The following is a 21,321-nucleotide window of genomic DNA, read 5'->3' as shown; positions in this document are numbered from 1 at the left end:
TATATTTTTTAAGTATATATATTTTCTTTTTAAATGTCAATAATAATGATATATATTGATTATTTTTAACTTAAAACTGATCACCTAGTTATAGTATGGTTAGTTTTATTATAAGTTGTTTATTTAAAATTAATCTTTCTATTTTATTAAATATCTAAATATTATATAATTACAATATTGCGTTAATGGAGGAAAAACTATGAATGATGCTAAGCTAGAGATTATAATACAAAACTTTATAACTATTATGCCCTTATTCCAAAAAAAACTTATGAAACCTAAATGCCATGTTAATCCCGATAATCTAAATCACTCGCATATGCAAATTCTTGTGGTATTAAAAGATTACGGTAAATCATCAATTTCAGATGTCGCAAAGAAACTATTCATATCTACACCTAATATGACTAAACTTCTAAATAAACTTATTGATGATGGTTATGTTGAAAGGCTTCCTGATCAAAAAGATAGAAGAATAATTAATATTGATCTTACTACAAAAGGAAAAGAACATTTAGATAATGCTTTTGAAGATTTAGTTAGAACTTTTAAAGAGAGATTATCCTCTATACCTGATAATCAATTAGATAAACTTAATAATTCTCTTGAGAATTTAAAAGAGGTATTAACAGAAATAAGCTCAGAAGATTAGTCTGAGCTTATTTCTTCTATTATACTTGTATCCTTATTTTGCTATAAATATTTTTCTATACTAGACTTGATATTTTCTTTTGGTATAAATCCAACTAGAGAATCTACTTTCTCTCCATCTTTAAATATTATCATTGTCGGTACAGTTGTCACCTGATACTCCCTCGCTAAATCCAAACTCTGATCTATATCTACTTTGAAGAATTTAGATTGTCCTTCCATTTCTGATGATAAATCTTCGAACACTGGTGCTAACATCTTACAAGGACCACACCACGTTGCAAAAAAATCTACAATAACTACTCCATCGGATATCTCGCTTTTAAATTCATTGCTTCCTATTATCTGTGCCATATTCTTTCCTCCTAGATTTTATAATTATTTAATATTTTGGCATCTAAAACTTTTTTCATATATATAAATATGACTTTTCCATATTAATTATCTTTTATCAATTCATCAAATTTTATGTAACTATATATAAGAATTCACGTCATTAATTTGTAACTTTTTATTAAATAAATTATATTTTTATTGAAGAAATTAAAATATATTGCCCAAATTGTCATATATAATGCACTAAATTTAACTTTTTTTAAAATCTTTAAAGCCTGTCTATAACTTATATACACCTATATTCCAACCCTTTCTTACATAAATTTACAGTAAATTATGCGTATTTTCTATGTTACTATAGTTGCACAGGGGGTAACCCCTAACTTAAAGGTTACAATTCGGTGACAAAATCGAAATCTTTAAAATTTTTGACAACGAGGTGTTTAACATGACAAAAAAATTAAAAGCTTTATTATCTTTAGGAGTGATAACTGTAGTTACTGCTTCTACTATGGTACCATCAAATGCATTATCAAAAACTTCTACTAGTGGCCCTAAAACAAATACTAAATCTAAGGGTGTTATATATTTATGTGTGAACGGTGTAAAATACAAATATCAAATAGGTTCTGGATGTATAAATAAACCATCTAAGCCTGAGGTAACTCCAGATGATAACCAGAATAATTCGGGCAACAACTCAGGATCTACTGAAAAACCTGGAGACAACAACCAGAATAACTCTGGTAACAACTCAGGATCTACTGAAAAGCCTGAGGACAACAACCAAAATAACTCTGGTAACAACTCAGGATCTACTGAAAAGCCTGAAGACAACAACCAAAATAACTCTGGTAACAACTCAGAATCTACTGAAAAACCTGAAGACAATAACCAACCAAGTGGTAACTTTGCATCTTACCAACAAGAAGTCGTTAACTTAGTTAATGTTGAAAGAAGCAAGCAAGGATTAAAACCACTTACATTAAATGCTAAATTATCTAACGTAGCAACTACTAAATCTCAAGATATGATAAATAAAAATTACTTCGACCATACTTCTCCAACTTATGGTTCTCCATTTGATATGATGAAGCAATTCGGAATAAGCTATAGAACAGCAGGAGAAAATATAGCAATGGGTCAAAGAACCCCATCTGAAGTTGTAAATGCTTGGATGAACTCAGAAGGTCACAGAAAGAATATCTTAAGTGCTAACTTTACTGAAATAGGTGTTGGTGTTGCTAAGAACTCTAACGGAAGTATCTACTGGACACAAATGTTCATAGGTAATTAAAAACTAAGCCCCAAAATATTTACATCTTAATATACATTTTTTCTTAAATATACATTTTGCCCGGTATCTATCTGCATATAGATATTGGGCTTATTTTAATTTATAATATGATTTAAATATAATATAATTAGTATATAATAAAGTAAGAAAATATTTTTAATTACATATTCCTTTAAATTAGAAGAATAAATTTTCAAAAATTAGAAAGAGAGTAATTATGTTTAAGAACCATACAAAAGATACAATTTTAGAATTATTCACAGAAACAAAATACAAAGTAGTCACATATTCTAAAAATGATATAATAGCTCTTGAAGGTGATTCTTGTACTAAGATAGGCCTTATATTAGAAGGTACGATTGATATAAAACGTATCTTAACTAGCAATAGTACTATACATGTAGCTTCCCTTGGTACAGGTAACTTATTTGGAGAAATAATTGCTTTTTCTAATGCCAATAAATATCCTGCTACAGTACTATCTGCTACTAATAGCTCGGTATTATTCATAAATAAAATCGACTTTATAAATTATTGTACAGATCACCCTAAGTTCTTAGAAATGTTTTTAAATGATTTGACTAATAAGATTATGACTCTTAATACATCTATAACAGGCTTATCTTTAACTAGTATTCGTCAGAAACTAAGCCACTTTATTATTAATGAGTATAAAAAGCAAGGTACCATGTTCATAAAGCTTAATATGACCAAGCAGAAACTTTCAGAGGCCCTTGGTATCCCTAGACCTTCTTTATCAAGAGAGTTAATAAATATGAGAGAACTTGGGTTAATTGACTACTCTAAAGATTTTATAAAAATATTAGATAAGTGTGCATTAGAAGAAATATTGATGCAATAAAAAATGACCCCAAATAGGTCATTTTTTATTTATTATATTATTCTCCTAAGAACATCTTAATATCATCTTCTACGTTTGTTATTCCACCGATTCCAAAATTCTCAACTAATACTTTAGTTACATTTGGAGATAAAAATGCTGGTAGAGTTGGTCCTAAGTGTATATTTTTCACCCCTAAGTATAACAGAGATAATAATACTATTACAGCTTTTTGCTCATACCACGCTATATTGAATGCTATTGGTAATTCATTGATGTCTTGTAGCTCAAACACTTCTTTCAGTTTTAGAGCTATTAATGCTAATGAATAAGAATCATTGCATTGGCCAGCATCTAATACTCTTGGTATTCCACCTATATCCCCTAAATTTAACTTATTATATTTATATTTTGCACAACCTGCTGTTAATATTACAGTATCTTTTGGTAATGCTTTTGCAAAGTCTGTATAGTAATTTCTTGATTTAGCTCTTCCGTCACAACCTGCCATTACAAAAAATTTCTTTATTGCACCAGTTTTTACTGCATCTACGACTTTGTCAGCTAAAGCTAATACTTGATTATGAGCAAATCCACCTATTATTTCTCCCGTTTCGATTTCCATAGGAGGTGTGCACTTCTTCGCGTGCTCTATAATTTGAGAGAAGTCCTTCTCCTCACCACTTTCCTCATCTATATGAGTACAACCAACGTATCCTGCCGCACCTGTAGTATACATTCTATCTTTATAAGTGTCTTTTGGTGGGACTATACAGTTTGTTGTCATTAATATCGGTCCATTAAAACTTTCAAATTCTTCTTTTTGTTTCCACCATGCATTTCCATAGTTACCCACAAAGTTATCATACTTTTTAAAAGCTGGGTAATAGTGTGCAGGTAGCATTTCTGAGTGAGTATACACATCTACACCTGTGCCTTGTGTCTGCTTTAATAATTGTTCTAAATCCTTTAAGTCATGACCCGATACAAGTATTGCTGGGTTATTTCTTACCCCTATACTTACAGATGTTACCTCCGGATGACCATAAGTAGTAGTATTTGCCTCATCTAATAAAGCCATACCATCAACTCCAACTTTACCTGTTTCTAAAGTTAAAGCTACTAGCTCATCTACCGATAAATTTTCTAAGGTCTTTGATAATGTATCTTGCATAAATGCATTTATATTTTCGTTATCAAAACCTAGTGCATTTGCATGCTTCATATAAGCAGACATTCCTTTAAGTCCATAAATAATAAGCTCTCTTAAACTTCTTATATCTTCATCTTTAGTTGTCAATATACCAACTGTAGTTGATTTTTGATCTAATTGTATATCTAAATCCTTACTTAAATCAACATCCCATATAGCAGTTTCACTTAAGCAGCCTCTGTTTTCTACTTGCTCAATTAAACTTCTCTTTACCTGTAAAGTCATCTTTACTCTATCATAAAATATTTTATCATCGAAGTTAGCATTTGTTATTGTTGTAAATAAATTTAATGTTATTAAGTTATTTACATCACCGCTCACTAACTTTCCTTCATTTCTAAGCTTAGTAGTTACTTCTGATAACCCTTTAGTTATATATATTAATAAGTCTTGCATCCTTGCTAAATCTGGTGATTTACCACACACTCCAAACTTAGTACATCCTGTGCATCCAGCCGTTTCTTGACATTGAAAACAAAACATTTTATTTTCCATAATTCCCTCCAAATTTTTTATTTATCTTATGCACTAATAATATCTTATTTGAAGAGAACAAGTACGTAACGTAGGTTACATAACATATAAAATTATAATATATTCTTATAATATTGCTTATACAAATGCTCTATTTCATTCATTTTTGTTTTTAGTTCTATTTGTAGTATAGATGCAGATTCATAGTTATCCGAGTCTATTGCTTCTCTTAATTTTCCAAATAAAGATTTTTTGCTTATGCTATCTTTTACTAGATAATATTTAAGATTATTTATTGTATTCCAGACTACCTTATCTAAAGCATCCATATCATCTGTTTTGTGTAATATTTCATAGTCCTTTATCTTCTCTAGATTTTCTTGTATTATTCTATTTTTTAATTCTTTTATCCATCTATTTAAAGTACCAGATATAAATGATTTTAATATATCATCTGTAAATACTCCTCCATTTTTTAAAACATTAGATTTCTCAGGATATGTTTTATATGCACTTAAATTTTCGTATACTGTTCTAGGTGATTTAGAGAATCGTTCTACTCTCTCTTCTTCTGTATAATATTCAAATATATTATTTTCATCTCTGTATGCTCTACTTTTTTCTAAATAAATCCCCTCTACTCCTACTGCTTTCGAGATTTCTTTTTCCAATTCCTTAGTAGTAAGTTTATTTTTTGCTACATTAATAATTCCATCTAGAGCGCATTGGTATGATGATGCTAATACTAAATATGTGTTTGATAATGGATTTGGTGATCTTAGTTCAAATCGTGTTGCCAGTGGATTATTTAAATCTCTGATAAGACCTACTAATATAGATCTATTTCTAGAAGGTATTTCATAACTATGGCCAAGAGATGTTACTATAGATACAGGTGCTTCATATCCAGGAACTAGTCTATTTAGAGAATCATTAGAAGATGCGACTATTGGATTTATTACTTCATAATTTTTTAATATTCCCATCATTGCTCCATATCCAATCTCGCTCATATAATTTGTACTCATGTCTTTTGGTGAGAATAAATTTTTAATACTTCCATCTTTTAGCTTAACCTGAGCACCTATGTGAGTATGCTCTCCATTTCCTGCAACTCCATCAAGTGGTTTGGCTTTAAAACTTACCTTTAGGCCATATAGTCTAAATATGTCCTCAATTAATTCTCTTGCAATAATTTCATTGTCTCCTGATTGAAGGCAACTTGAGTACTTCCAATCTATCTCTAGTTGTTCCATAACATGAATAGTACGTCCATCTTTACTTATTGAACTATTTATACCTCCAACTTCCTTATGACCCATCTCTGGTTCCAAACCTCGTTCTTCAAGTTCAATTAAACTTCTCTCAAGTGCAGTTCTAATAGTTCCATGAGTTCTCTTCCAATATTGCTCTTTTAAGCTTTGAGATATAAAAAGATTTTCTGCATCAAATTTTTCTTCTGGTGTCTTTACCCAAAACTCTAATTCAGTTGCAGATGTTAGATGTATTTTTTCGATATCATCAACTGAATTTATTCCAATACTATTTATAATCTGAGGATAATCTTTCATCGCACTTAGCAATTTACTTTCAAAATTCTCTACAGCTCTTTTTAATACACCTCTTGAGCAAACAGCTTTATTTTCATGTATCAAAAAAGCAGGTATTTTAAGTGTACCTATAGGTCTACCATTTATATCTAAATATTCATAATTATAATCTACATACCAATTTGTATTTCTATCTGGTATTAAATCTACTCTTGCATTGTGTAATGTCGCTATGTCGTCTAGTTCTACACTAGATCCATCTGTTTGTATCCCACTTTTAAGAAATCCATCTATATCTTCTAACATTAATCTCATAGGTATTTTTTCGTCAGTTGCATTTCCTCCTAAATCTATCCCCATCAGTGATACAAATTTAACGTTATTATGCTCTATTAATTTTAATTTGATATCTTCAGTACCTTCTTCATATGGTCTTATTATATAAAGTAAACGTTCCATATATATCCCCCCTAATAACTATATAATTATTCATTAACCACTATTAAGTAGTGTCTCTATTTCTGATGCAAACATTAATCATCCATCATTATATGAGTAAAATAAAGATTTTATACCTAAAGTGTATGAGACTATACAGTCTTTTAATTTTATAAAAAAAGTACCGCCATCTCTGGCAGTACTCATAAAAAATTTTATTTTGTTATTAATTTTAATTCTACAGGTATGAAGGCATCTATAACTTCACCTTTTAAAATTTTATCAATTGCATCAACTGCTGTTTGTCCTATTAATATAGGTTGTTGAGCTACCGTTGCAGCCATTGTTCCTCTTTTAACTGCATCTACTGCATCATCAGTTGCATCAAATCCAACTACAAGTACATCTTTCATCCCTTGGTCTTCTAATGCCTTTTGTGCACCTAGTGCCATCTCATCATTTTGAGCAAACACAGCATTTATATCACTCTTTGATTGAAGTATATTTTCCATTACAGTAAGTCCTTGAGTTCTATCAAAGTCTGCACTTTGTTTAGCTATTATATTTATGTTACTCTCAGCTATTTTATCATCAAATCCTTTACCTCTATCTCTAGCTGCTGATGAGCCAGCAGTACCTTCAAGTTCAACTATATTGCCTACTCCACCTAGTCTTTCCATTAAAAACTCTGCTGCCATAGCTCCACCAACTGCGTTATCTGAAGCTATATGAGACACAACATTTCCTCCATTAGCAGCTCTATCTACAGTTACTACTGGCAAATCTGAGTTATTAGCTATCATAACTGATGCTACAGCAGAATCTGAATCAACAGGATTTAAAAGTACCATTGATACATTTTTTACCGTTAAGTCTTCCATATTTGATACTTCTTTTGCTGGGTCATTTTGAGAATCTAATACTACAACATCATATCCTAATTCTTTTGCTCTATCTTCTACACCCTTTTTTAAATCCACGAAGAATGGATTATTTAAAGTCGATACTATAAATCCGATTTTTTTAGTATCACTATCAGCTTGCTGACATCCAACTAGTGTTAAAGAACTTAACACTAGTGCCATTATTATAGAAAGAAATTTTTTCATTGTAATTTTCCTTTCTTAGTTACTTTTTCTGTCTAAAAGTACAGCTAATAATATAACTCCACCTTTAACCATTGTTTGATAATATGATGATACATCTAATATATTAAGTGCATTACTTAATACCCCGATTATTAATGCTCCTATTATAGTTCCTGTTATCTTACCTTTACCACCTGCAAGTTTAGTTCCGCCAAGTACTACTGCTGCTATCGCATCAAGTTCATATCCTGCTCCTGCTGTTGGTTGAGCTGAGTACAATCTTGAAGTTATTATTATACCTGCTACTGATGCTAATATACCACTTATAGTGTATACCCATATCTTTATTTTATCTGTATTAAGTCCTGATAGCTTCGTTGCTTCTTCATTTGAACCTAATGCATAAGTATATCTTCCCATTTTAGTATTATGAAGTATATAGTAGCATACCATAAATACTATCATCATTATCATAGCTGGAGTTGGTATTCCAAATATTGTCCCTCCACCTATTTTACCAAATGACATTGCTAATTCGTTACTTCCTAATGTTATCGGGTTTCCATTTGTGTATACTAATGTTAAACCTTTAAGTATTGTCATTGTTGCAAGAGTTGCTATAAATGGCTGTAATTTACCCTTTGATATAACAAATCCATTTATGAATCCTACTGCTGCACCTACTAATAATGCCGCTATTACAGCTACTACTACATTTTGTCCAGAAACTAATAAGCTAGCACACACTGCACCACTTATTCCTAAAATTGAACCTACTGATAAGTCTATTCCACCAGTTAATATAACAAATGTCATACCTGCAGCTATCACTGCATTAACTGAAGTTTGTCTAAGTATATTCATTATATTTTTTACGCTTAAAAACGATGGATTAAGTACTGACACTACAGCAATTAGTAACACTAATCCTAATAAACTTTTATACTTAACTAATACTTCTTTCATATTTAAACTTTTATTTTTTGAGTTATCTACTCTTGATGATATATCCAATGTTATGCCTCCTTAGTTTCAACTGCGCATTTTAATATTGCTTCTTGTGTTGCAGATTCTATATCAAATTCTCCTGTTATTCTACCCTGACTTAAGACTAGAATTCTATCACTCAGTCCTAGTATTTCTGGCATTTCAGAAGATATCATTATTACTGCTTTGCCTTGACTCTTAAATTCATTTACAAGGTCATATATTTCTTTTTTAGCTCCAACGTCTACTCCACGAGTAGGTTCATCAAGTATAAGAACATCAGGGTGAGTCATAAGCGCTTTCGCTATTGCAATTTTTTGCTGATTACCACCACTTAGATTCTTTATTAATTGATTTTCACTTGGAGTTTTTATTCTCATTCTCCCTATATAATCTTTAACTCTAGCTAGCTCTTTTTTCTTATCTATTTTAAATAATGATGACATTCTATCTAAAGATGATATAGCCATATTTTCTTTTACAGATAGCTCAAGTATTAATCCGTCACCTTTTCTATCTTCTGATACATATGCTATTCTATTTTTTAGACCATCCTTGGCAGACTTGTTGTCTATTTTTCTATTCTTTATAGTTATTTGACCATTAGTCTTTCTTATATGACCGTATATAGTCTTAGCTAATTCCGTTCTTCCTGCTCCCATAAGTCCTGATATACCTAAAATCTCTCCAGCTTTAACCTCAAATGATATGTTATCTATAAATTCATTGCAAAGATTATCAACTTTAAGTATTGTTTCACCCTTCTCAGTTTCTAATCTAGGGAATTGATCAGTAAGTTTTCTACCTACCATCATTTCTATCATCTTATCCTCATCTAAATTACTTAAATCTTCAGTCCCAACATACTTACCATCTCTTAATACTGTTATATAATCACATATTTCAAATATTTCTTTTAATCTATGAGATATATAAACTAGAGCCTTACCTTCACTTTTAAGTTCATTTATTACATTAAATAAACTCTTAGTCTCTTTATCTGTAAGTGCATCCGTAGGCTCATCCATTATTATTATTTGAGCATCCAAAGACAATGCTTTAGCTATTTCCACCATTTGTTGCTGGGCTATACTTAAATTTCCTACTAACTCCCTTGAGCTTGTAGTTATATTTAATTTTTTAAGTAATACATCTGCATCACTATAAAGCTGCTTAAAATCTATTCTCAATCCCTTTTTAGGTTCACGACCTAAGAATATATTCTCCCCTATACTTAGATCTGGTAATAAGTTAAGCTCTTGATGTATTATAGCTATCCCTTTTTCTCCAGCATCTTTAGGTCCTTTTATATCAGTCTCTTCACCTTTATAAAATATTTGACCACTATTTTTTTTATATACACCACTTAATATTTTCATAAGTGTTGATTTTCCTGCTCCATTTTCCCCCATAAGGGCCATTACTTTACCTTCGTAAAGTTCTAGGTTTACCCCATCTAACGCTTTAACTCCAGGGAATTCTTTCACTATGTCTTTCATTTGTAAAATAGGGTTTTTCATTTAAAATACAACTCCTGATTTTAATATTATGTTTGCGTAAGGAGTACACTCTCCTGTTCTTACTACTGCCTTGCTCTCTTTAGTCATCGTTTTAAATTCTTCATGACTAACCATTATTATATTTATATTTTCAAATCTTTTTAATATCTCATTATATATCTTATTATTTTTTTCTACTATTTCCTCGGCAATAACAATTTCTTCTACATATAATTCCTCTAAAACCGTATCTAAAGTTTCTAGAAATGTCGGTACACCATACTTAAGTGCTAGGTCTATTCTATTGACACCATCAGGTATAGGTAATCCACAGTCTCCAATCGTCAAACTATCAGTGTGGCCCATTTTTGATATTGTGTATGATACTTCACTGTTTATAAGTTTAGTTTTTCTCATTGTATTACCTCCTAAAATTTTCTACATCTTCTAAAGTTGGAAGTGAGCTTTGCGCTCCTTCTTTCATTACACTTAGCGCTCCTACTTTTGATGCAAAATCCATTGCTTCTTCAATATTTTTATCATTAGCGAATGCTACAGATAAAGCTCCTGTATAACTATCACCAGCTGCTGTAGTATCAACCGCATCTACTTTATAAGAATCCTTAAATATTGTTCTTTCTTTATTTATATATAAGCTTCCTTTTGATCCTAAAGTAACTATAAGTTCCTTTACGCCTTTTTCTATCATTACTTTAGCAGCTTTTTGTATATCTTCTTCACACTTTATTTCCACTCCACTTAATATTTCAAGTTCACTTTCATTTGGAGTTAATAAATCTACATTAGATATTATCTCATCGTCTAACTTAACTGCTGGAGCTGGATTTAATATTGTGTATTTCCCAAGTTCCTTTGATTTTTTAAGTGCATAATTGATAGTATTTATTGGTGTCTCAAGTTGTAAAACTATAATATCACTTTCTTTTACTGCTTCTATATTATTATCTATATCTATCTCGTGTACTTTGAAGTTTGCTCCTGGAGCCACAACTATAGAATTTTCTGCGTTTTTATCTACAGTTATCATAGCTACTCCCGTTGGTCCCTCTTCTGTGTGTACATATTTAGTATTTACATTATCACTTTTAAGAGCATTTATTAATGCTTGTCCGAAACCATCGTTTCCAACTTTACCTATCATATTTACACTTCCACCAAGCCTTGCCATTGCTACAGCTTGATTTGCACCTTTTCCACCAGGTACTTCTTTAAAATCGCTTCCTATTAATGTTTGTCCACCCTTAGGTCTTGTATCCACTTTAACTACTAAGTCCATATTTAAACTTCCTATAACACATATATTTTTCATAAGTATCCCTCCCGATGAATCTAGTCTATATATAAATATAATTAAATTTTTATGTTTTCGCTTTATATAGAGTAACATAATAAAATATTTAGTGCAACATATTTGATTTAACTTACATTATAAAATTTATTTTATTTATTTTGTATATCATTATGGTGTACTTAATATTTCTACTGTGTCTATTTATTAACATATTAATAGAAGAATTTCATATAAAAAGAGATGATTCATATAATATATGACCATCTCTTTTATACACTATTATACTGATTATTCATATATTCAAATAATGTAATATTGCTATACTCTTCTTTTATATCTGTTAAGTTTGATAAAGATACCCCTAATAATCTAATTTGCTTGTCTTTTATATTAACATTTTTTAATAAGTTATATATATTTACTCTTATATCTATGTGATTATTAATAGGATGTTCCACACTAATACTTCTTGTTATCTGTGTAAAATCGTCAAATTTCATTTTTAATGTAATAGTTTTTCCCAACTTCTTACACGCTTTAATTCTTTCAGATACTTCTTCACAAATATCACTTAATATATTTGCTACATCTTCATCTTCTATATTTAAGTTATGATCTAATGTCGTTTCTGCACCTACTGATTTTCTAATTCTTTGTGGCTCAACTGGTCTATAGTCAATCCCCCTCGCGAATTGATAAAAACTATAGCCTCTACTTTTAAATATTTTCTCTAAATCATATAAATTTAGTTGCCTCAAATCATATCCTGTATTTATTCCCAAGTTTTTAAGAGTCTTTCCAGTTACCTTTCCAACACCAAAAAACTTATTAATAGGTAACTTATCTAAAAATTCTTGTGATTTTTCTGGTGTAATAACTGTTAATCCATTTGGTTTCTCATAATCTGATGCTAGCTTTGCTAAAAGCTTATTATAAGATACTCCTGCCGAAGAAGTTAATCCAATTTCTCTCAAAATATCGTCTTTGATCATTCTAGCCACTTCTGTTGCATATTTAATGTTTTTTTTATTATTAGTCACATCTAAGAAGGCTTCATCTAATGATAAAGGTTCAACTAAATCTGTATACCTATAAAATATCTCTCTTATATGCTGAGATACCTTATGGTATACTTCAAATCTAGGTCTCACAAATACAGCATACGGACATCTATTATATGCTATCCTAGACGGCATAGCTGAGTGTATCCCATACTTTCTAGCCTCATAAGAACAAGTAGCTACTACACCTCTACTATTAGGACTCCCTCCTACAATTACAGCTTTACCTTTTAGCCGAGGATTATCCCTTTGCTCTACAGATGCATAAAAAGCATCCATATCTATATGAATTATTTTTCTGTTTTCATACATAAAATCACCTTTTAATTTAAATAGTAATACCATTATTATATCAAACTTACGTTCCTTTTATTAGTAAAAAAATATTTTCCTAATTTTTATCAAAAATCACTTGCAAAATGTACTAAAAACCTTTAAAATAGTTATTCCAAGGAACTAATCGTAATTCCTTATTGATAATCGTATGTTTAATGTATTTTAAATTTGAAACTTTACAAGTAGCCTTCGTATAGCACTTGTTTTATATAGTTTCTATTAAAAAAGACCATAGTTGCTAATTGCAATATGGTCTATATTTGTTTATATTTTTAATTTTAGTTTGCGTAGTAAAGATTTTGTGATGGATATTCAGGATCACATGTTACATCTATACCAAGTTCTCTAAATGTTTGCTCATCATTTTTACTTAATATTGTAGTTGAGTGAGCTTGAGCTCCTTTTAGCATTGGTAGCTTTTCTAATACAACTTGAGCAGTTGGGCTTGTTACGGCACATATACTAAGCGCAGCTAAAACTTCTTCGCAGCTTAACTCAGGAGTTCTACTTGCAAGAGTCTTAGTTTTTAAGTTTACAATTGGTTCTAGTACAGCTGGAGATATTAAGTGCATATCATCAGCTATATTTGCTAAATACTTAATAGCATTTAATACAACTGCAGCACTTGCGTTCATTAAGCTCGATCCCTTACCTGTAAGTATTGTCCCATCATTTAATTCTATTGCAACAACTGGACAAGTATTGTTCTTATCAGCAGTTTCTTTTAACTTAGCACTGTAATTTCTAGCTGGTAAAACAACATTTCTATCTTCAGGCTTTAAGTTAACTTCTTCCATTATTAATTTGATTGTATCAAATGCACCTTTATCAAATTGTCCTTTTTTATATTCACAAGCAGTCTTGAAATATCTTCTTACTATCTCCTGTCTTGACGCTTCTTGAACAACTTCATCATCTATTATACCAAATCCAACTCTATTAACACCCATATCTGTTGGTGATTGGAATATTGATTCTTTTCCAGTTATCTTCTCTATTATTTTCTTTAAAACAGGGAATAACTCTAAATCTCTGTTGTAGTTTACTGACATTTCACCGTATTTTTCAAGATGGAATGAATCTATCATGTTAACATCTTTTAAATCTACAGTTGCAGCTTCATAAGCTATGTTTACTGGATGCTTAAGTGGTAAATTCCATACTGGGAATGTTTCAAACTTAGAGTATCCAACGCTGTTTCCTCTTTTATTTTCATGGTATAGCTGACTTAAGCAAGTTCCTAATTTTCCACTATTTGGTCCTGGAGCTGTTACAACAACTATAGGCTTAGTAGTTTCTATATATGGATTGGCTCCGTATCCTTCATCACTTACTATTACATCAACGTCTGTTGGATATCCTTTTGTTGGAGCATGCTTGTATACTTTTATACCCATTCTCTCTAATTTATTTATAAATACTGTTGTAGCAGGTTGTCCTTCAAATCTTGTGATTACTACACTGTTTACGTCTAATTCATAAGCTCTTAAATCGTCTATTAATCTTAGAACTTCCATATCGTAAGTTATTCCGTAATCTCCTCTTATTTTATTTCTTTCTATATCACCTGCATAAACACATATAACAACTTCAACCGATTCTTTCATATGTTGTAATACTTTTATTTTTGCATTTTCATCAAATCCTGGTAATATTCTCTTTGCGTGTAAGTCTCCTATTAACTTTCCACCGAATTCTAAATAAAGCTTATCAAAGTTATTAACTCTTTCAAGTATATACTTTGATTGCTCTTCTAAATACTTCTTGTGATCAAATCCTATTTTCATTTTTTGCACCTCACTAATTTTCATTTCTTATTGATAATCGTATATTTATGTATGTTTTTGTAAAAGTAAAAAAGTTATTCGTATATTCACTTTTTTTACTTAAGTTTATATTATACATTTTACCTATAAATATTTCAAGATAGTTTTATATACTTAGAATTTTTTATTTCATTGCCTAGAATAAAGTAATAAAATTTAAAAATAAAAAATAGACTATCTTTCGATAGCCTATTTTTTTAAAACCAAATTACTTATGGATTACTAGCAGCAACAACCGTCGTCTGCTCCGTCAAAACCGCATCCGCAAACTATTAATAATAGTATTAGGAATGGTATCCAAGTACATATATCAAAATCTTGCCAGCATTCTTGGAATGCTAGGAATAAGAAGAATAATACTATTATCCACCATCCACAGCCTCCACCTATTCCACATTCTCCGAAAAATCTATCTAACATTACGTTACCCCCCTAGGTGATTTTTATTCAGAGTTTTAACTTTTAACTCTTACCTCATACTATGAGAGATAACTTGATTTTGACATTACTTTTTGCTTACTTTATCTATAATTATATTTTTTATAAAGTTCTAAGTGTGATATATCCTTTAATCTACTGATTTTAACGACTCTACCATCTCTACTGTTTTAAGCTTGTAATACATAGCCCAGTTAACTATACAACCTAAACTTATTGTTAATATTGCTGCGATAATATAACTACGACTTTGTATTATCCTTCCAAACATCATGTTATCAACTTCTACAGTTGTCATAATAAATTGATGTAATAAAAGCCCTAGACCCAGACCTACACCGGTACCAATTACAGTAAGTATTATATTTTCCCTATAAATATAAGCCGATACCTCTTTATCATAAAACCCTAGGACCTTTATAGTTGCGATTTCCCTAATTCTTTCTGATATATTTACATTAGTTAAATTGTATAAAACTACAAAAGCCAACGCTCCTGCTGACACAGTCATCATAACTACTACAGCACTTAGGTTACTTATCATATTATTAAAGTTTTCTTTAGAGCCCGTATTGAAACTTACACCTTTTACTGGTGTGTTCTTCATTAAATCTGCTGACACACTTTCCTCTGATTTGGTAGAAGTATCTTTTAATGTCCCTATAATACGGTTATAACTTACATCTCTACCAAATAATTCTTCATAGTATTCCTTAGACATATATGCGTAATGTGAAATATAATTTTCTGTAATACCAACTACTTTTACAGTTACTTTTTTATCATTTCCATTTAATAGTTCTATATTATCTCCCTTTTTTATTCCTAGGTTTCTTGCAACTTTTTCAGTCAATACTACCCCACTTTTTCCTAAGTTTATTTTTTCTTGTGATTTTCTTTCCACAAGGCTAATAAAGTTCCCTATCTTACTTGTATTTTCAGGTACTACTATAGTTACTTCTTTTTCAATATTATTGGATTTAATTTTACCATTTTGATTATTTATAAGTTGGTAATCCATTATTCTTTTGTCATTATCAATATACTTTATAACTTCATTTCTTTCACTATTACTTGCATTATTGTCTAACGTTACCGTCATATTATATTTAAATAAACTTCCATACTGACCATCTACTATCATTTGTATAGAGTCTCTAATACCAAGCCCCGTAAGTATAAGAGCCGTACATCCTGATATTCCAAGCACAGTCATTAAAAATCTCTTTTTATATCTAAATATATTTCTTATAGTCACTTTACCTATAAATCCTATCTTATTCCATATAAAAGGAACTCTTTCCAGTAGAATTCTTTTTCCATTTTTAGGTGCACGAGGTCTCATTAACACAGATGGAGTCTCTCTTAGCTCATTATTACAAGCTGAATAAGCAGCCAATGTTGTTATTAAAACTGATGTAGCGGTTACTCCAATTGCTATTAAAGCATTAAATGTTAATATCGGTGGTGGAGCTGTAAACATCATCAAATATGCATTATAAACCACTAATGGGAATATAGTGAATCCTGCCAATAATCCTAATATACTTCCTGTTACACTTGCTATTAGAGCATATAATATATACTTTTTAGCTATTTGAGTAGTTGTATACCCTAACGCCTTTAGCGTGCCAATATTTATTCTTTGCTCATCGACCATTCTAGTCATTGTAGTCAAGCAAACTAAGGCTGCTACTGAGAAGAAAAATACAGGGAATATCTTCGCTAGAGCATCTATACTATTTGCAGCTCCTGCAAATTCAGCATATGAGTAGTGACTATTCCTATCTAGAATGTACCATTCTGGCTTTTCTATTTTTGAAATTTCATCTTCAGCATCTTTGATTTTTTTCTCAGCCTTTTCTAATTCATCAGTTGCTTTTACTTTTGAATTTGTAAGCTCACTTTCAGCCTGTGATATTTTATTTTTTTGTTTCTCTAATTCTTTTTGTGCACTCTCAAATCCTATTTTAGATTTTTCTTCCATAGAAATTAAGTTATTTCTTTCATTCTTTATCTTTTGACTATTTGAGTCTAGCATCTCTTTAGTACTTGAAAGTTGATTCTCTGCATTTTTTAAATCTTGTTTCTTTGACTCTAACTCAGACCTTCCACTTTCAAGTTGTGAGGTCGCATTAACCAACTGATACTTAAGATTTTCCAATTGACCTTGTAATGTACCTTTTTCTTCTTCACTAACATCCTCATTAGATAGTCTTTCTTCTATGCTTGATATATGTTGTTTTATACTCTCTACTTGAATGTTTACTTCACCTAGTGTTTTTTCAGCTGCTTCAAGCCCTACTTCTGCAAGCTCTTTACTTTGATTGTAATTTAATAAAGCTGCCTCATACTGTACATATCCATCTTCAAGTTGTTTTTGACCAGCTTCAAGTTTTGTATAACCGTCTTTTATTTGATTTTGAACTTTTAGTTTTTTATCTTTTAATTCATTTTCTCCATTTTTTATCTGAGTTTTATATTTATTAATATCAGCTTCTGCACTTGCTAATTTTTCATTTACTTCTATTTTTTTATCTTCAAATTCATATTTGCCCTTTTCTAATTCATCTTGAGCCTCGCTCATTACTTCATCATATCTAGCATCTATTCTAGAATCTGATACAGATTCTAATTTATTAGTAATCTTATCTATAATGTCAAAATACTCGTCTTTGTAAGAATTTTTTTCCTTAGCTCCATCAACCGTCAAAAATATCTCTGAATAAGCTTCTATATTAAAATTGTCTTGAGGTATCATTACTATTCCATTTACAGCACCACTTCCTATTGAGCTACTTCCTTTTTCATAAGAAAGGTAATAAGGTGTCTCTATATATCCAACTACCTCATATTCTGTATTTTTAAGACTTGTACTAAGGTCTTCATCTGTTCCAGATTCCAGGTTTATTTTAGATCCTATAGGAATGTTTAAATTCTTTATTTTTTCTTTTTCTAATACACATTCCCCCGATTTTTGAGGTAGTCTTCCTTCTACAACTTTAACTCTATTTATGTAATCCAAATTACCTTCTTCTATCTTTTCTATATCTATCGCATGTACCTTAAGTACCTTTTCTCCCGATTTTAATTTAGCGATAACATCCATAGAATAGGTCGGGAAAACAGATTCTACACCTTTGATGTCTTTTATTGTATTTACATCATCATCTGTAAGTCCTAGAGTAGATAATACTTTTATGTCCATTAAATTATAGTCATCATAGTACTTGTCAGTTGTATTTTGCATAACAATAGGAGCTGTTTTTATTCCAGAGAAAAATGCAACTCCAAGAGCAACAATTAATACTATAGATAAAAATCTACCTTTTGATTTTTTTATATCTCTTATAAAGTCTTTATTTAAAGCGCTCTTCATTCTACCATTCAATCCTTTCTACTGGCGTAGGATTTTCATTGATAGTAACACTTTCTATCTTACCATTCTTCACTTTTATAATTTTGTCTCCCATTGGAGTTAGTGCCAAGTTATGAGTAATTATTATTACTGTCATTCCCATAGTTCTACATGTATCTTGAAGTAGCTTAAGTATAGCCTTTCCTGTATTATAATCCAATGCTCCAGTTGGCTCATCACACAATAATAGTTTAGGATTTTTTGCTAGCGCTCTTGCTATTGCAACTCTCTGTTGCTCACCTCCTGAAAGTTGAGCTGGGAAGTTATCTTTTCTATTCTCTAAACCAACAGCCTTCATAATTTCATCTATATCTAGTGGATCCTTGCATATTTGCGTTGCTAATTCTATGTTTTCTCTTGCAGTCAGATTTTGTACTAAGTTATAAAACTGAAATACAAAACCTATGTCAAATCTTCTATATGTTATAAGATCTTTGTTATTGTAATTATTTATTTCATTACCATCAACAATTACCTTGCCACTAGTAGGACTATCCATGCCTCCTAGTATATTTAATATGGTACTTTTTCCTGCACCACTAGAACCTGCGACTACAACAAATTCACCTCTGTCTACCGAAAAATCTACTCCACTTAAAGCAGATATTTCTACTTCACCCATCTTATATATTTTTTTTACATCATTAAATTCAATATATCTATTACTCAATTGATATTGCCTCCATCCTATTACCTAAATTCCTTTAATTAATTATACCATAATTACCCTATTATAACCCTTTGATATACTATTTTATCCTGCTTACTTTAATACTTAAAATAAAAAATGATCCTTATATCTTCATTAATAAGAATCATTTTTCATATATTTTATACCTCCATTATTATCGGAAATACTATAGGTCTTCTTTTTGTTTTATTATACACTAGATGCTCTACTGATTTTTTTACACCAGTCTTTAGAACTTGCCACTCTAGATTCTTATTTTCTAAACACCCTTCAACTTCCATTCTTGAAACTTCTTTAATTTTACTAATTAACTCCTCTGATTCACGTACATACACGAATCCTCTAGTTATAATATCAGGACCTGCTACGATACTATAGCTATGTCTATCAATTGCCACTACAATTGTTATCATCCCGTATTTAGCAAGATCTCTTCTATCTCTTAGTACTATATTTCCTACATCACCAACTCCAAGTCCATCAACAAATACAGTACCTGTATGAACTCTTTTATTTGTATTGACTCCATCTCCTGTAATTTCTAACACTTGTCCTGTCTCTAACGTAAATACATCACTTGGCTTCATACCTAATTTTTTAGCCAAATCACTATGGTGCTTTAAGTGTCTATATTCACCATGTACAGGCATAAAATACTTAGGATGAACCAACCTGTGTATTAACTTTAATTCTTCTTGATAAGCATGCCCTGATACATGAACATCCTCAAGATCCTCATATATAACATCTGCTCCTTTTCTAAATAATTGATTTATTACTCTAGATACTAATTTATCGTTGCCTGGTATTGGTGATGCTGATATTAAGAATAAATCATCTCTTTCAATAAATATATTTCTATGAGATCCATACGCAATTCTTGAGAGTCCTGCCATAGCTTCACCTTGGCTTCCTGTCGTTATTATAGTTATATTTTCATTAGGATACTGATTTATCTCTTCTATGGGTATAGAAGTTTCTTCTGGAACATGTAAATACCCCAATTCCATCGCAACTTGAGATATATTCTCTACACTTCTACCACTAAATATCACTTTTCTATTGTATTTTACTGATGCATCTATTATTTGTTGCATCCTATGGATATTTGATGCAAATGTTGCAACAATGACCCTTCCCTTTGCATTAGAGAAAATTTTTATTAACGTTTCTCCAATAACCTTCTCTGATAGGGAGTGTCCTTGTCTTTCTACATTAGTGCTATCAGCTAAAAGCAACATTATACCTTCTCTACCTAACTGAGCTATTCTGCCTAAATCCATCAACCTACCATCAATTGGAGTATAATCTATCTTAAAATCGCCTGTATGAAGTATTACACCTAGTGGTGTATATATAGCTAATGAGCAAGAATCTGCTATACTATGAGTTGCTTTTATAAATTCGACTTTAATCTTATCTAGTTCTATAATATCTCCAGTATGTACAGATATAATGGTACTTACATCTAAGATACGATGCTCTTTTAATTTATTTTCTACTAATCCTAAAGTAAGCTTAGTTCCATAGACCGGTATATTTATTTGCTTTAATATATACGGTATTGCTCCAATATGATCTTCATGACCATGAGTTAAAAACAAACCTTTAATTTTTTCTTTTTTATCAAGTAAATACTTTATATCTGGTATTACAAGATCTACTCCGTACATATCTTCATCTGGAAAAGATATTCCACAATCTATTATAATAATTTCATCCTCATATTCTATTACTGTAATGTTTTTTCCTATTTCGCCAAGTCCACCTAGTGGAATTACTTTTACACTTTCTTTATCCATATTGAACATTACTCCTTTTTTCATTTTAAAAACATTTACTCTTATTTTTTCTGTAATTAGCAT

General features: G+C 30.6%; 17 protein-coding genes. 3 read left to right on the top strand and 14 right to left on the bottom strand.

Features of this window, described 5'->3' with window-relative positions:
• The first annotated feature begins 199 nt into the window (after nt 1–199).
• On the top strand, nt 200–652 hold the full coding sequence (locus tag CHL78_RS10510) for a MarR family winged helix-turn-helix transcriptional regulator (protein ID WP_094367819.1): 453 nt from the start codon (nt 200–202) through the stop codon (nt 650–652).
• Nucleotides 653–693: 41 nt separating this feature from the next.
• Here the strand turns inward: CHL78_RS10510 and trxA are convergent, their stop codons facing one another.
• The gene (gene trxA / locus CHL78_RS10505; protein WP_094367820.1) at nt 694–1,005 is read right to left on the bottom strand and encodes a thioredoxin; all 312 of its coding nucleotides are present in this window, start codon (nt 1,003–1,005) and stop codon (nt 694–696) included.
• Between the two features lie 430 nt (nt 1,006–1,435).
• On the opposite strand from trxA, the gene CHL78_RS10500 reads away from it, so the two are divergent.
• Both CHL78_RS10500 and CHL78_RS10495 read left to right on the top strand, forming a co-directional pair.
• Entirely contained in the window at nt 1,436–2,284 is an 849-nt protein-coding gene (locus CHL78_RS10500; RefSeq protein WP_199534028.1) for a CAP domain-containing protein, read from the top strand.
• A gap of 217 nt (nt 2,285–2,501) precedes the next feature.
• Nucleotides 2,502–3,146 carry a Crp/Fnr family transcriptional regulator gene (locus CHL78_RS10495; RefSeq protein WP_094367821.1) on the top strand — a complete coding sequence of 215 codons (645 nt, stop codon included), beginning with the start codon at nt 2,502–2,504 and terminating at the stop codon, nt 3,144–3,146.
• 37 nt (nt 3,147–3,183) lie between these two features.
• Here CHL78_RS10495 and hcp read toward each other — a convergent pair whose 3' ends face one another.
• From hcp to CHL78_RS10430, 13 genes are all read right to left on the bottom strand, one after another.
• Complete coding sequence (gene hcp / locus CHL78_RS10490) at nt 3,184–4,833, bottom strand: hydroxylamine reductase (protein WP_094367822.1); 1,650 nt, start codon at nt 4,831–4,833, stop codon at nt 3,184–3,186.
• A 92-nt stretch (nt 4,834–4,925) separates the two neighbouring features.
• Nucleotides 4,926–6,821, bottom strand: coding sequence for a type I glutamate--ammonia ligase (locus CHL78_RS10485; RefSeq protein WP_094367823.1), 1,896 nt, complete (start codon nt 6,819–6,821; stop codon nt 4,926–4,928).
• A 194-nt stretch (nt 6,822–7,015) separates the two neighbouring features.
• The gene (gene rbsB / locus CHL78_RS10480; RefSeq protein WP_094367824.1) at nt 7,016–7,909 is read right to left on the bottom strand and encodes a ribose ABC transporter substrate-binding protein RbsB; all 894 of its coding nucleotides are present in this window, start codon (nt 7,907–7,909) and stop codon (nt 7,016–7,018) included.
• Between the two features lie 15 nt (nt 7,910–7,924).
• Nucleotides 7,925–8,902 carry a ribose ABC transporter permease gene (gene rbsC, locus CHL78_RS10475; protein WP_330408616.1) on the bottom strand — a complete coding sequence of 326 codons (978 nt, stop codon included), beginning with the start codon at nt 8,900–8,902 and terminating at the stop codon, nt 7,925–7,927.
• Nucleotides 8,903–8,904: 2 nt separating this feature from the next.
• Nucleotides 8,905–10,395, bottom strand: coding sequence for a ribose ABC transporter ATP-binding protein RbsA (rbsA, locus tag CHL78_RS10470; RefSeq protein ID WP_094367825.1), 1,491 nt, complete (start codon nt 10,393–10,395; stop codon nt 8,905–8,907).
• On the bottom strand, nt 10,396–10,791 hold the full coding sequence (gene rbsD, locus CHL78_RS10465) for a D-ribose pyranase (protein ID WP_094367826.1): 396 nt from the start codon (nt 10,789–10,791) through the stop codon (nt 10,396–10,398).
• Nucleotides 10,792–10,795: 4 nt separating this feature from the next.
• Entirely contained in the window at nt 10,796–11,704 is a 909-nt protein-coding gene (gene rbsK / locus CHL78_RS10460) for a ribokinase (RefSeq protein WP_094367827.1), read from the bottom strand.
• 251 nt (nt 11,705–11,955) lie between these two features.
• Nucleotides 11,956–13,059 (bottom strand): DNA polymerase IV, encoded by a 1,104-nt coding sequence (gene dinB, locus CHL78_RS10455; RefSeq protein WP_116041459.1) that lies wholly within the window; start codon nt 13,057–13,059, stop codon nt 11,956–11,958.
• 302 nt (nt 13,060–13,361) lie between these two features.
• Nucleotides 13,362–14,870: a DUF1846 domain-containing protein gene (locus tag CHL78_RS10450; protein WP_116041457.1), complete on the bottom strand. Its 1,509-nt coding sequence runs from the start codon at nt 14,868–14,870 to the stop codon at nt 13,362–13,364.
• A 261-nt stretch (nt 14,871–15,131) separates the two neighbouring features.
• On the bottom strand, nt 15,132–15,329 hold the full coding sequence (locus CHL78_RS10445) for a hypothetical protein (protein ID WP_094369063.1): 198 nt from the start codon (nt 15,327–15,329) through the stop codon (nt 15,132–15,134).
• Between the two features lie 148 nt (nt 15,330–15,477).
• Entirely contained in the window at nt 15,478–18,726 is a 3,249-nt protein-coding gene (locus CHL78_RS10440; RefSeq protein ID WP_094369062.1) for an FtsX-like permease family protein, read from the bottom strand.
• A 1-nt stretch (nt 18,727) separates the two neighbouring features.
• Nucleotides 18,728–19,387 carry an ABC transporter ATP-binding protein gene (locus CHL78_RS10435; RefSeq protein ID WP_094369066.1) on the bottom strand — a complete coding sequence of 220 codons (660 nt, stop codon included), beginning with the start codon at nt 19,385–19,387 and terminating at the stop codon, nt 18,728–18,730.
• A 209-nt stretch (nt 19,388–19,596) separates the two neighbouring features.
• On the bottom strand, nt 19,597–21,267 hold the full coding sequence (locus tag CHL78_RS10430; RefSeq protein WP_408638605.1) for a ribonuclease J: 1,671 nt from the start codon (nt 21,265–21,267) through the stop codon (nt 19,597–19,599).
• Nucleotides 21,268–21,321: the final 54 nt, after the last annotated feature.

Origin of the sequence: Romboutsia weinsteinii (genome assembly GCF_002250835.2) — a bacterium.
Lineage (GTDB): Bacteria > Bacillota > Clostridia > Peptostreptococcales > Peptostreptococcaceae > Romboutsia_A > Romboutsia_A weinsteinii.
The sequence above is the reverse complement of the archived record's forward strand: the minus strand, read 5'-3'. Positions and strand labels throughout refer to the sequence as shown.